This window comes from Flectobacillus sp. BAB-3569, from assembly GCF_002270355.1.
GTDB lineage: Bacteria > Bacteroidota > Bacteroidia > Cytophagales > Spirosomataceae > Flectobacillus > Flectobacillus roseus.
The window spans coordinates 146,914-161,149 of record NZ_NJFZ01000010.1; the positions used below are offsets into that span (position 1 = coordinate 146,914).

A 14,236-nucleotide genomic window follows, 5' to 3' on the forward strand; every position below is an offset into this window, starting at 1 on the left:
AAACCGAGAGAATGTTCATTGTCCTGTTTATTCTCATATATGTTTTTTACCTTGTCAGGGTTTTTTTAATTGCCAGAAAATTAAAAACCGTGGCTAGGTCGAGTATCTTAAAGTTTGTGCTGAGAAGTTGCTATTTTACTTTACTCATTTTAGCACTGCTAGACCCATCTTTTGGTGAAATTAATGGTACTATTCGAGCTGAAGGTCGAGATATATTTTTGTTGGTGGATGTGTCTAAGTCGATGGATGCTACAGATGTTCAGCCCAGCAGAATTGAAAAAACTAAATTTGAAATTAGTCGTATTGTTAATCATTTTACAAGCGATAGGATAGGGGTGATTGTATTTTCGGAAGATGCTTTTATGCTTTCTCCACTTACCTTTGACCATAATGCCATCAATTTATTTATTCCGAGAATTAATTCTGAACTGTTACCTGCTGGAGGTACTAATTTTACGCCAGCCTTAGAATTAGCTTTGGATAAACTTACCAAAATCAAAACAAGCAATAAGTCCAAAGTTATCGTGTTGATGAGTGATGGTGAAAACTTTGGCAATCTTGATTATAGTTTACTCAACAGAATTCGAAGAAACGGAGTCAACCTCTTTACAGTTGGGGTAGGCACTGCCGAAGGTAGTACTATCAAAGACGGTAAGTCGCTCAAAAAAGATGAAGATGGAAATGTGGTGGTGACAAGATTAGAGCCTGATTTGATGAGAAAAATGGCTGCTGAAACAAGAGGAGGCTATTTTGAAGTACATAGTGTGTCAGATAGTTTTGTAGATTTGATCAAACAAATCGAAAATATTTCTGCCAATTTGATTGACCAAAGAACGGTCACGGTAACGGCAAACAAGTATTTTTACTTTTTGGTGGTTGCTTTATTTTTGCTAGGCATAGACGTATTTTTTACAGTAAGGGCTTTCCAATTGTAGAAAATTTAGGTTAAAAGTTTTTTATAGCGCAGTTTTATACGAATTTTGCATAAAATATTACTTAGGGTATAATAAGTTGAATTATTTTATTTTTTACATATTCCTCTGGATTTTAGAAAACGCGTCTTTTACGAAAGTAAGTGCTCGAAATCTGGCTAAAATAGAGTCAGAAAGGGCATTTCGAGAAAAAAGATATAAAGACGCTGTAAAATATTACCAGACAATATCGGACAATTCTTATTTTACTCCGCCCGAGGTTGTGCTAAACCAAGCGCATGTGTATTTGCTATCCGAAGATACCTTGCGTGCACAAGGCCTATACAAAAGGCTGATTCACCTCGAAGATTACAAAATGTCCTCAACAACCTACTGTCAACTGGGCGTAATTAGTAGTGCCTTCAAAGACAGTGCTCAAGCATTAGTCTATTTCAAAGAAGCACTTAAGCTAAATCCACAGAACCAAATTGCCCGTTTCAACTTTGAATTATTAAAACTTAGATTTCGAGGAGCCTCCGAGGATCCCAAGCCCGAACAACAGTCTAAATCCATGCCACCACCAAGAGCCAATCACGCTGAAGTGGAGCATACAGATGCGCAGGATGAAATGCTGAAAACGCTTAAGAATTACGGACTTTCTCCCGAAAAGGCTAGGAGTATCCTAGAAGCTATGAAAAACAACGAAGTACAGTATATTCAGCAAAAAAGGGATTACTCAAGAAGAATAAGTCTAATATGAAACAATCTTGGTAAATCTTAAGATTACTATTTAACCACCATTACAATACCAAACTTTAACTTTATTATGCAAGAAGTGTATATCGTCTCAGCCGTTAGAACTCCTATCGGAAGTTTTGGCGGAGCTTTATCGAGTTTATCAGCAACAGATCTGGGCAGTATTGCCATAAAGGGCGCAATTGAAAAGGCTGGAATCAAACCAGAATTAGTAGAAGAAGTACTCATGGGTAATGTTATTTCTGCCAATTTGGGTCAAGCTCCTGCACGTATAGCAGCCCTCAAAGCTGGTCTTCCTCACGAAACACGCTGTACAACTATCAACAAAGTATGTGCATCTGGCGCAAAAGCCATTATCTTTGCAGCGCAAAGTATCATGCTCGGAATGGCCGATGTTATCGTGGCGGGCGGTATGGAGAGTATGTCTAATGCTCCGTATTATGTGCCTCGTGCTCGCTTTGGCTACAAATATGGCTCAAGTACTTTGGTCGACGGACTCGAAAAAGATGGTCTTTCTGATGCCTATGATGATTGTGCAATGGGTATCTTTGCAGACAAAACTGCTCGTAAATACGGTATCACTCGTGAAGATCAAGATGATTTTGCGATTGAATCTTACCGTCGTAGTGCTGAGGCAACACAAAAAGGTTATTTTGCAGACGAGATTATTCCTGTCGAAGTACAAACTCGTAAAGGAGTTGTAACGATTTCAGAGGATGAAGAATATAAAAATGTCAATTTTGAAAAAATCCCTAACTTAAAACCAGCTTTTGAGAAAAAAGGGACAGTAACCGCAGCTAATGCGTCTACCTTGAATGATGGTGCCGCTGCGCTGGTTTTGATGTCAAAAAAGAAGGCTGAAAAACTCAAATTGACTCCATTAGCAAAAATTATTGGCTTTGCCGATGCCGAACAAGAACCTGCATGGTTTACAACCACCCCAACTGTAGCAGTGCCTAAAGCTATTCGTATGGCAGGACTAATTAAAGAGGAGGTAGACTTGTTTGAAGTGAACGAGGCGTTTGCTGTTGTTCCTTTGGCATTTGAAAAATTGTTGGATATTCCCCAACATAAAATCAATGTTTTGGGTGGAGCCGTTTCATTGGGTCACCCACTGGGAGCTTCAGGTGCACGCATTGTTACAACTTTGATAAGCGCTCTTACGCATAAAGGTGGCCGTATTGGTGCTGCTGGTATTTGCAACGGAGGTGGCGGTGCTTCCGCGATTGTGATCGAAAAAATGTAACTTCAATCGGTAGAGATTTTAATTAGTACAAGTATTAGTGCTGAATTATATGTTGCTAGTGTAAGGTTTTGATTTTCATTAATTTTATCCGCAGTAAACTCTATGCAATAAGCAAATTTTTTTTGTGCTTCTTAAGAAACCCAAAATACGTTTTGCTGAGTGCCCATAGCTGATTACCGAAAGCCCAATAATACACTCATACTTAGCTATTTTTAATACTACCCAACATAAAATGAACGTAATAAAAAGTACCAATTTCAATTTTCCCAATCAAACGGGCTTTTACAAAGGTAAGGTAAGAGATGTATATTCGTTTGAAGACCTCCTTGTAATGGTGGCTTCTGACCGTATTTCAGCTTTTGATGTAGTGCTTCCAGAAGCGATTCCTTTTAAAGGACAGGTGTTGAACCAAATCGCTGAACATTTCTTGAAAGCTACTCAAGCAATTGTTCCAAACTGGTTATTGGCAGTGCCAGATCCTAATGTAAGTGCTGGTCTCAAATGCGAAGCTTTTCCTGTTGAAATGGTTGTTCGTGGATACTTGGCAGGTCATGCGGCTCGTACATACAAGTCAGGACTTCGTACACTTTGTGGAGTAACATTGCCTGAAGGATTGAAAGAAAATGATAAATTGCCTCAGCCAATTATTACACCAACTACCAAAGCACACGAAGGTCACGACGAAGATATTTCTCGTGAAGATATTCTTGCTAAAGGATTAGTAAGCGAAGAGGATTATATTCAGTTAGAGCAATATACTTTGGCATTGTTTGAAAAAGGTACACAAATGGCTGCCGAACAAGGTTTGATTTTGGTTGATACAAAATATGAATTCGGTAAAATCGACGGTAAAATTGTATTGATTGACGAGATTCACACGCCAGACTCTTCTCGCTATTTTTATGCGGACGGTTATGCCGAAAGACAAGCAAGTGGTGAATCTCAAAAACAACTTTCAAAAGAATTTGTTCGTGAGTGGTTAATCGCTAATAATTTTCAAGGAAAAGAAGGACAAACAGTTCCTGAAATGACTCCAGAGTGGGTAAATCAAATTTCAGAACGTTATATTGAGCTTTTTGAAAAAGTTACAGGTAAAGCTTTCGAAAAATCTGTCTCAGATAATGTCTTAGAACGAGTTGAGAAAAACGTGTTAACTTTCTTGGCGAACAGATAATAGTCGCTAGAAATTTTAAACATTTTAGTAATAAATTGTACTTGAATAAGCTCTTGTTTTGCAGGAGCTTATTTGTAGTTATAAGTACAAATTTTTTTCGTGAAAATTGCTAAATTGCACAGCATTTGTAGGTAAGTCATGTGAAGTGAACGTATTCTTATTAAATACTTATTTCCATGAACTTTGTACCTTCGAGCATACAAACTAGGGGCGAGTCCCTAAAGCATTTTTAATTCCAAAAAAATCTACTGCGATTATATAAAGTAGTAAAAAGATGAATTTTAAGATTGAAAAAAACGAGCAATACGCTCTTATCGAACTTAACGAAACAGCTTTAACTCAAGAAAATCACGCTGATTTCGAAAATATTATCCGTCAACTTTTCCGTGCTGGTTACGGTAATGTTATCGTAAAATTTGATGAAATTGTTGAATTGGATGGTCATGGCGTTTCAGTAATTCGTAAAGGCAATAAAATCTGTTTAAACGAGCTAGGCTTGTTCATCATCGTAACTAAAAATGATGAAATCATTGACCAACTAGATCGTGCCAAAATCGAAGATTTAACCATCATGCCAACTGTTCAAGAGGCAATTGATGCAGTATTCTTGAACGAACTCGAAAACGATTTTCAATCAGAAGATGAAGATGAGTTTGGCGGTGGCGAATACAGCGAGAGCGAAGAAGACTATTAATCAAATTGTATAATACAAAGACTTAAAAGTATTCATCAAAGGGTATTTTTCTGTTTTTCGAACAAAAAAACCTTATTAGACGTTAGTCTGATAAGGTTTTTTTTTATATTGAATCCCCGTTATGTATTAGTGCTGAATATATGAGTTGCGAATTTTAAAGGTAAAATTTTTATTGTCAATATCTGATTCTTTCAATTTATTTAATCTAATGAGATAAAATATTGGTAATCATGAAATTACTCTCCAAATTCAATGCTTCTACTAAAGTTAGTGGGCAAAATAAAATTGAATTAATATGCTATAGGCAATAAGCCATAGGTATTGAGCAAAAATTTCATAGCGAATATTTTTTGCAGAAAGCCCATTGCTGAAAGTCGAAAGCCCTAAATTTAATTTTACCCGCAATAGGTATTATTCTTTATGCCTGACGCCTACAGCTTATAGCCTAGAGCGTAATAAGTTAGTGGGCAAAATAGAATTTAATTTTTGTGCCCAAGGCATTCAGGTATCAGCTTTCGGCGGTGGGCTTTGTAAAAAAGCATGGCTGTGGTTAATAAAAACATTTTAACACTCTGTGCCTTGTGCCTAAACACATAACTTAAATCTAATTCTGCACGATTACTTAAGTAATCGTGCAGAATTAGATTTAATCAATTGGAGATGTAAGATATTGATAATTATAACTTTACATTCACAATTCACAACTCATAATTCGGCACTAATACTTAAGTGCTTTATTACTTAATTATTTTGTTTACCAGTAATTTAAAATTATAACAATTTGAGTTTCCATCTTACTATCCTAGGTACGGGTTCTGCCAACCCAGTAGTAACACGTAATGCAACTTCCCACTTTTTGATGGTGGAGCAAGAAGGGTATCTGTTTGATTGTGGAGAGGCTACCCAAACGCAATTGCTTCGTTTCAAACTCAAGGCCACTCGTATCAAATATATTTTCATTACGCATCTTCATGGAGATCATTTCTTTGGGCTAATTGGTTTATTGTCATTACTTAATATGCATCACAGAGTTGACGATTTATATATCTATGGTCCCAAAGGGCTTGCGGAGATATTGACACTTCAAATGAAGTATTCGGATACACGTCTTAATTTTAAGGTACATTTTGAGGAAACCCGTGCTGAAGAGTCCTACCTCTTGATGGAAAATGACCATGTAAAGGTCACAACAATTCCATTGGTGCATCGGGTAGCATGCTGTGGTTTTTTGATTGAGGAAAAAGAAAAACCACATAAAATTCTAAAAGAGCTATTGCCTGCGAATATTAGTATCGAGCAGATTAAACTCCTCAAAGAAGGACAAGATGTATTAGATGACAATGGTGAAGTGTTGTATTCATGCGACTATTACACTATTAAAGGGCCTGAGCCAGACAGTTATGCTTTTTGTACTGATACAGCGTATCATCCTCCCATATTGCCAATTATAAAGGGAGTAAAATTACTATATCATGAAACTACCTTTTTACATGAATTGGTAGAAAGAGCTAAAGAAACCTGCCATTCTACCGCCTATCAAGCTGGGCAAATAGCAAAAGAGGCCAATGTGAAAAACTTGTTAATTGGGCATTTTTCATCCAGATATAAAGATTTGACTCCATTTATTGACGAAGCTAGACAGGTTTTTGACAAAACTATTCTAGGAGAAGATGGAATGACGATTGACTTTAGAGATTTGACATAACAAAAAAGTAATGGCTTTCGAAATCATTTTTCGAAAGCCATTACTTTTTTGTTTATTTCAGTACACTTATCCAACCTTTAAAATTTTGCCTTGTAAACTTTAAGAGGTAATAATAATCTCCACTCACTATTTCATCAGCAAACCACTCAAATTTTCGGTCATAGGACTGATATACTTGTTGTCCCCAACGGTTAAATACTTGGATATATTCAAATCTGTCAAAACATGAGTTTTCGGGAAGATTCGTAATCGTAAACGAATCATTTTTTCCATCGCCATTGGGCGTAATAACATTCGGTGGGGTAAATGTATAAGCAGTTTCTTTGTTCTTGACTAAAACGGTAACTTTGGTTGTGTCAAAACGCATGGGGCTACACGAGTTATCTTCTGTGACAAAATTGATTACAAAGGTTTTTTCTTTCTCCTGACCTAATAGCTCGCAAGTAAGATTCCACTGAAACGGAGAGGTTAGTGATGCAATACCATTTTTATTGCTCCAACTAATGCCCACACTTCCTAAATTAAAGCCTTGTCCAATGCCATATAGCTGAATGGGATCGCTATCAGGATCTTTTGCATTTACATCAAAAGTTAATGGGATGGCATTTTCTCCGTCCAAAACAACGGTTATATTCTGATCTTTTAGGGTGGTGCTCACATGAGGTTTGTTCGATAGAATAGGGGTAGGCTTGAATGCAATCGTTAAAGTATCACTTTTGCTTCGACTACAATACCTATCAGAGACGATAAAATCGACCAAATAATCAGTCGTTCTAATTTGGTCACAAAGTGGTTTCCATGTAAAAGGTGACTGGACATTGCCAATACCCGAACTTCCATTAAACGTAATACCTGCCTGCGATAACGTAAAACCTCGTCCTACGGCGCGGAGGCTCAAAGAATCTACATCCACGTCTTTCCCAAAAATATTGTAAGACAAAGTAGAGTTAATGGGTGCAGATAACGTTCGACTAATGGCGTCGGTGCTAATAATAGGTTTAGCATTATCTCTTGGTTGACGATATACTTTCACCGTGAGAGTATCACTCAAGGACTGTGGACAGCCATTGTCACTTGTGAATACTTGAAAAACTAGGGGTTTTCCATCAAAACTTTGGGAACATTCATCCAAACATATTTCGGCTTTGAGCGTATCGGCCTTCGATAAGATATTGTAAGCAATTGGAATATTAGCAAAACCTTTATCAGAAAAATTTTGTCCAACTACTTTTAATCGTATTTGAGTATATGGATTAGGATCGGTAAAGTATAGCTCAAAACAGGCGTTTTTTTGTGTATTTGGAATGGTAATAATCTCATCCTTTCCAATCTGGTTCAAACTTCCTTTTAGCTTGGCAAAACTTATGGGAGCATTATTGATAGGACAGTCTACCACCTTCAACTGAAAATCTCTCAGCGCATAGCCTATTCTTTTTCCTGCCCTATATTCTTCAACTCGCACCGAAAAAACAAATAAGCCCAGTTGATTAGCCGTCACAGAGAGTCTTCCAGTTCGGGAGTTTACGCTCAAAGCTGGATTACCCGGAATAGCATTCGTATTAGAGTATCCCGTTGCCCAAGTAACTCTTGGATAATTTGAGCTACCAGTAGGAAATTGTGGGTTAGGAGATTGTACAGAGCTAAATCCAGCAAGTGGACTTACCACACTATACACCAGACTGTCTCCATCTGCATCAGTAGCACTAAAATCAAAGTTAAATGGTCTGTTGATACAAATATAGTCGCCCGATAAGTCTTTAAATTTGGGAGTTGAATTGATAAATTCTTTATTGTCGACAAGAATGGCAGGGAATTCTGTGTAGAAAAGTGAAGAAGTACGGCCCGGATTTTGAATATTTGAGATTACATCATTTCTACAACATCTATCCCATGCTATGTAATACCCCTCAGGATCGTTGAAATTGGCAGATGCAAGCGTCACTAAAGAAGAATATTTGATTAGTCTCGTTCTAACGTTTCCATATTCTGAGCAATCGGGATTGGTATAGGGGATTTGCAAATTTGAAATCAGCGGAACCACAACGTAACCCATCATTACATTATCTTTTTTTCTGAAAAAGCCCAAAGTAACAGTCTGATCTAAGGCTCCGGGTTGACCATTAATCGCATCAAAGTATAAATTTAGAGAGAGTCTGTGAGTGAAACCTTGGTCACTTATACGTTGCAAATCAATATCGCCTCCCACAATATGTGTAGCTCTTGACGTTAAGCATCCCAACAGTAAAAAAACACATAGTAAAGCTTTCTTCATAAGTTGTTGTAGTTTCGAGTTTAGTAAGATAAACTAGGACGAGCAATTGTAATAGTTTAAGAGTTTGTGTAAATTACAAGTAAATTATTTAACACCAGAACATTTCAACTATACGACAGGTTGTGGAAACGAAAGGTTGCCATTACTAAAGTTTTTTTTCTGGTAACTGCTTGTTTTCCTATTTTTTAGCGATTCATTTTTCCCACTTCATCACACACAGTAAGTTACAAAATCCTAACCTTTTATATTGAATAACAGTAGATTTTATTACAGTTTGAAAAAATAGTGATTAGTCTATTTTGAAGATAAAAGATGATTTAATCTATATGTTTTGTAGTCTATTTTTTGCTTCCAAAAGGGCTTAAAAACAGTAGTAAAATGTAGATTTAACGGTATTCTTTGAAAAAAAAGAAGGTTTTTTTTATAAAAGGAGCAATGTTTTGAAAAAAGCCATTTTGTGTTATTTTTTTGTAAAAACATTTAAAATAGGTTTTAATTTTCAGTGTAATTCAGGCAAATACTGCTAAATTGGCATAAATAGGTGTTATAAAATCGGATTTTTGTAAAAATACTTATACGTGCAGGAATTGTATCTAACTAAGAATATTTTTTGCAAAAACTTGATTTTGTTCAATACCGATGATTATTCGGCGAAATGCTATTTTATCCAAATAATTTTTTGTATATCTTTGTAAAAGCGAAATAGAGTGAAGTATATATAGCCATAATCACAAAGAAAGGTCGTTAGATATTTTATGAAATAATTTTGATTTTGTCAATAAACCGTCTAAAATATTTACAACTTTTCAAAAGAAGAAGGATAATAATACCACTATAATAAATAAAGGCTACCTAGAACAGGTTAAATTTTAAACTTAAAAAAACAAACCCCATTACCATGACTAACTTTGATAATCAAGGGTTGTATCGCAAGGAATTCGAACATGATGCTTGTGGTATCGGTTTCGTAGCGAACATGAAAGGTAGAAAGTCACACAAAGTAGTGGCTGATGCAATTCAAATGCTTATTCGCATGGACCACCGTGGAGCTTGTGGCTGCGACCCTAACTCTGGTGACGGTGCTGGTATTTTAGTACAAATTCCTCACGAGTTCTTCCTTGAAGAGTGTACAAAACTTGGCATCGATTTGCCGGCCGCCTTAGATTATGGCGTCGGTATGGTTTTCTTTCCAAAAGATGAAACTACTCGTAATGAGTGTAAGGAAATCATTGCACGAAAGGCTAAAAAGTTAGGTCTGGAAATTTTGGGTTATCGTGTTGTCCCTTGTGACAATTCAGAAATTCAAGGTGCTGAGTCTGGAAACACTGAGCCTCAAATGGAGCAATTGTTCATCAAGCGTCCTGAAGACCAAGATGAATTAACGTTTGAGCGCAAATTGTACGTTTTCCGTCAGTACTCTGCAAGAGTAATTAACGAAACGGTGAAAGCAGTGGAAGGTAAATTCTACTATGCTTCACTTTCGGCTCGCACGATCATTTACAAAGGTATGTTGACTACTATGCAGGTACCTGGTTATTTTGATGATTTGCGCCGTGATGAGTTTACATCTGCTTTGGCAATTGTTCACTCTCGTTTCTCAACAAATACATTCCCAGAATGGCGTTTGGCTCAACCATTCCGCTATATGGGTCACAATGGTGAAATTAACACCGTAAAAGGTAACTCTTCTTGGATGCAAGCGCAGTCTGCATTGTTCCAGTCTGACTTGTTCAGCAAAGAAGAAATGGATATGATTTTGCCAGTTTGTCAATTAGGTCAGTCTGACTCGGCTGTACTTGACAACGCCGTAGAATTATTGACTTTGTCGGGTCGTTCATTGCCTCATGTAATGATGATGCTGATTCCTGAAGCATGGGATGGTAACGAGCATATTGAAGATTACAAACGTGATTTCTACGAATACCACGCTGCTTTGATGGAGCCTTGGGATGGTCCAGCTTCTATCTCTTTCACAGATGGTAAAATCATTGGTGCTACGCTTGACCGTAATGGTTTGCGCCCATCTCGTTTCTGGGTAACTAGCGACGATTTCGTAATCATGGCTTCTGAGGCTGGGGTATTGGATATTGACCAATCTACAGTTGTCAAAAAAGGTCGTTTACAGCCAGGTAAAATGTTCATCGTCGATATGGAACAAGGTCGTATTATTCCTGACGATGAATTGAAAGAAAAAATCTGTAAACAACAACCTTACGGAGAGTGGTTGAAGGCTAACAAAATTAAGGTTGAAGACCTTCCTGCTGCTGGTGCTGAGTACCGTGCTCCATTCGAAAGAGAATTGTTGTTGCGTCAACAAGTATTTGGCTTCACCACCGAAGACCTTCGTGTAGTATTGTCACAGATGGTTGAGACTGGTAAAGAGGCATTAGGCTCAATGGGTGTAGATACCCCATTAGCGATTTTGTCTGACCAAGCGCAACATTTATCATACTATTTCAAACAATTGTTTGCTCAAGTAACCAACCCTCCAATTGACCCTATCCGCGAACGTACGGTAATGTCATTGTTGTCGGATATTGGTGGTTTGAAAAACTTGTTGAAAGAAACGCCTGAACACTGTCGTCAAATCGAAATTCGTCAACCAGTATTAACCAATGCTGAGATTGAGAAAATTCGTTGGATTGATCACAAAAACTTCCATACAAAATCGATTCATACAACTTTCAGAGCTAATGGCGAGAAAGGACAATTGAAGCGTGCTTTGGATAGAATTTGTCAATACGCTGAAGATGCAGTAGATGATGGTTATGCAATTTTGTTGTTGACCGATCGTGGTGTAGATAGCTCACACGCGCCAATTCCTTCTTTATTGGCTACAGCTGCGGTTCATCATCATTTGATTCGTAAAGGAAAACGTGCACAAGTAGGTCTTATCGTTGAGGCTGGTGACGTTTGGGAAACACATCACTTTGCTACCTTGATTGGTTTTGGTGCTTCGGCAGTAAACCCATACATGGCTTTCGAAACTATTCGTGGTATGAAAGACAAAGGTATTTTGCAAGTAGATTATCCTTACGAAAAATTACAACAAAACTACATCAAAGCGGTAAATGGTGAGTTGTTGAAAATCTTCTCTAAAATGGGTATTTCAACACTTCAATCTTACCAAGGTGCTCAAATCTTCGAAATCGTTGGTTTGGCAAAAGAAGTAGTTGATAAATATTTCTCTGGAGCTGTATCTCGTATTGGTGGTATCGATTTGGAAGGTATCCAAAAAGAAGCCCTAATCAAACATACAAATGGATATCCTGAACAACCAGTAGCTAATCCAAAACTAGAAGTAGGTGGTGTGTACCAATGGAAACACCGTGGTGAAGCTCACTTGTTCAACCCAGAAACAATCCACTTATTACAACAGTCTACTAAAACAAACAACTATCAGTTGTTTAAGAAATACTCGAAGATTGTAGATGATCAAACGGAGAAAGCGATGACGCTTCGTGGATTGTTGAAATTCAAAAAAGGTACTCCTGTTCCAATCGAAGAAGTTGAACCAGTTGAAAGTATCTTCAAGCGCTTTGCTACGGGAGCTATGTCATTCGGTTCTATTTCTTACGAAGCTCACACTACTTTGGCTATTGCCATGAACCGTATTGGTGGTAAATCAAATACAGGTGAAGGTGGTGAAGACCCAATCCGTTTTGAGCCAATGGCTAACGGTGACTCTATGAACTCTGCTATCAAGCAGGTTGCTTCGGGGCGTTTTGGTGTAACTGCTCACTATTTGACAAACGCACAAGAGCTACAAATCAAAATGGCTCAAGGCGCTAAGCCAGGTGAAGGTGGTCAGTTGCCAGGTCACAAAGTAGATGATTGGATTGGTAAAACTCGTCACTCAACGCCAGGTGTAGGTTTGATTTCGCCTCCTCCTCACCACGATATTTATTCAATCGAGGACTTAGCACAGTTGATTTTTGACCTTAAAAATGCAAACCGTGCTGCTCGTATCTCAGTTAAATTGGTATCAGAAGCAGGTGTAGGTACAATCGCGGCGGGTGTTGCTAAGGCACATGCTGATCATATCTTGATTGCAGGTCACGATGGAGGTACTGGTGCTTCGCCACTTTCTTCTATCCGTCACGCAGGTTTGCCTTGGGAACTTGGTTTGGCTGAAACACACCAAACATTGGTTCGTAACAAATTGCGTGGTCGTGTGACTGTACAAACGGATGGTCAAATCAAAACAGGTCGTGACCTTGCCATCGCAGCCCTATTAGGTGCTGAAGAATTTGGTGTAGCAACAGCTGCATTGGTTACAGCAGGTTGTATCATGATGCGTAAGTGTCACTTGAATACTTGCCCAGTTGGGGTTGCAACTCAAGACCCACGCTTGCGTGCAATGTACACTGGTAACCCAGATCACGTAGTAAACTTGTTCTATTTCTTGGCACAGGAGCTTCGTGAATTAATGGCTGAACTTGGTTTCCGTACCGTTAATGAAATGGTTGGTCAAGTGGATCGCCTAGAAATGAAAGAAAATATCCAACACTGGAAATACAAACATTTAGATCTTTCTCCAATCTTGTTCAAACAGCCAATGTCATTAGATGTTGCATTATACAAACAAGAAGAACAAGATCATGGTTTGGATGTACAAGTTGACTGGGATTTGTTAAAAGCTGCGAAACCAGCTATTGACAACCAAGAAAAAGTATATGGTGAATTTGAAGTAATCAACGTAAACCGTACGATTGGTACCATGCTTTCTAACGAAATTACGAAAGTATACGGTGCAAAAGGTTTACCAAATGATACAATCCACTTCAAGTTTACAGGTACAGCTGGACAATCGTTTGGAGCATTCTCTGTCAATGGTATTACATTTGAACTAGAAGGTGATGCTAACGATTACATCGGAAAAGGTCTTTGTGGAGCTAAATTGATTGTTTATCCAAACAAAAAAGCGCCATTCAATCCTTCTGAAAACTCAGTAGTAGGTAACGTATCATTCTACGGTGCAACTTCGGGTGAGGCTTATTTACGTGGTATGGCTGGTGAGCGTTTTTGCGTACGTAACTCGGGTGCTAAAGTAGTAGTAGAAGGTATCGGTGACCACGGTTGCGAATATATGACTGGTGGATTGGTCGTGATTTTGGGCGATACTGGTCGTAACTTCGGAGCAGGTATGTCGGGTGGTGTAGCGTATGTGCTGAATGCTAAAGGAGATTTTGCTTCTAAAGTAAACCCTGAAATGGTAGCTATCGAGGAGTTGACCCAAGAAGATGAGTCAATCTTGAAACTATATGTTGAGCAACATTTGCAATATACTAACTCAGATGTAGCTAAGGGAATCTTAGACAACTGGTCTGAATCACTTGCGCAATTTGTTAAAGTAATGCCACAAGACTTCAAAAAAGCACTTGCTTCTCGTAACGTTACAGTTGCAGAGGTTCTTGAAAATAAAGATGTGGTTTACAAGGACATCCAAGTTGAAATTGCTCACTAATCCATTTTGAA

At 38.0% G+C, this 14,236-nt stretch carries 8 protein-coding genes; 7 read left to right on the plus strand and 1 reads right to left on the minus strand.

The annotated features are described in order from the left end of the window. Nucleotides 1-89 precede the first annotated feature (89 nt). The 6 genes from BWI92_RS11905 to BWI92_RS11930 all read left to right on the plus strand — a co-directional run bounded on the left by BWI92_RS11905 (nucleotide 90) and on the right by BWI92_RS11930 (nucleotide 6,486). Nucleotides 90-935, plus strand: coding sequence for a VWA domain-containing protein (locus tag BWI92_RS11905; RefSeq protein WP_166576821.1), 846 nt, complete (start codon nucleotides 90-92; stop codon nucleotides 933-935). 76 nt (nucleotides 936-1,011) lie between these two features. After that, nucleotides 1,012-1,671: a lipopolysaccharide assembly protein LapB gene (locus BWI92_RS11910; protein ID WP_095163484.1), complete on the plus strand. Its 660-nt coding sequence runs from the start codon at nucleotides 1,012-1,014 to the stop codon at nucleotides 1,669-1,671. A 66-nt stretch (nucleotides 1,672-1,737) separates the two neighbouring features. Next, nucleotides 1,738-2,913 (plus strand): acetyl-CoA C-acyltransferase, encoded by a 1,176-nt coding sequence (locus tag BWI92_RS11915; RefSeq protein WP_095163485.1) that lies wholly within the window; start codon nucleotides 1,738-1,740, stop codon nucleotides 2,911-2,913. Nucleotides 2,914-3,145: 232 nt separating this feature from the next. Further along, on the plus strand, nucleotides 3,146-4,087 hold the full coding sequence (locus BWI92_RS11920; RefSeq protein WP_095163486.1) for a phosphoribosylaminoimidazolesuccinocarboxamide synthase: 942 nt from the start codon (nucleotides 3,146-3,148) through the stop codon (nucleotides 4,085-4,087). A 274-nt stretch (nucleotides 4,088-4,361) separates the two neighbouring features. Next, nucleotides 4,362-4,781, plus strand: coding sequence for an anti-anti-sigma factor (locus BWI92_RS11925; RefSeq protein WP_095163487.1), 420 nt, complete (start codon nucleotides 4,362-4,364; stop codon nucleotides 4,779-4,781). A gap of 781 nt (nucleotides 4,782-5,562) precedes the next feature. After that, nucleotides 5,563-6,486 (plus strand): ribonuclease Z, encoded by a 924-nt coding sequence (locus BWI92_RS11930; protein WP_095163488.1) that lies wholly within the window; start codon nucleotides 5,563-5,565, stop codon nucleotides 6,484-6,486. Nucleotides 6,487-6,538: 52 nt separating this feature from the next. Here BWI92_RS11930 and BWI92_RS11935 read toward each other — a convergent pair whose 3' ends face one another. Next, on the minus strand, nucleotides 6,539-8,758 hold the full coding sequence (locus BWI92_RS11935; RefSeq protein WP_095163489.1) for a gliding motility-associated C-terminal domain-containing protein: 2,220 nt from the start codon (nucleotides 8,756-8,758) through the stop codon (nucleotides 6,539-6,541). Between the two features lie 898 nt (nucleotides 8,759-9,656). Between BWI92_RS11935 and gltB the strand changes: the two genes are divergently transcribed. After that, nucleotides 9,657-14,225: a glutamate synthase large subunit gene (gene gltB / locus BWI92_RS11940; RefSeq protein ID WP_095163490.1), complete on the plus strand. Its 4,569-nt coding sequence runs from the start codon at nucleotides 9,657-9,659 to the stop codon at nucleotides 14,223-14,225. Nucleotides 14,226-14,236 lie beyond the last annotated feature (11 nt).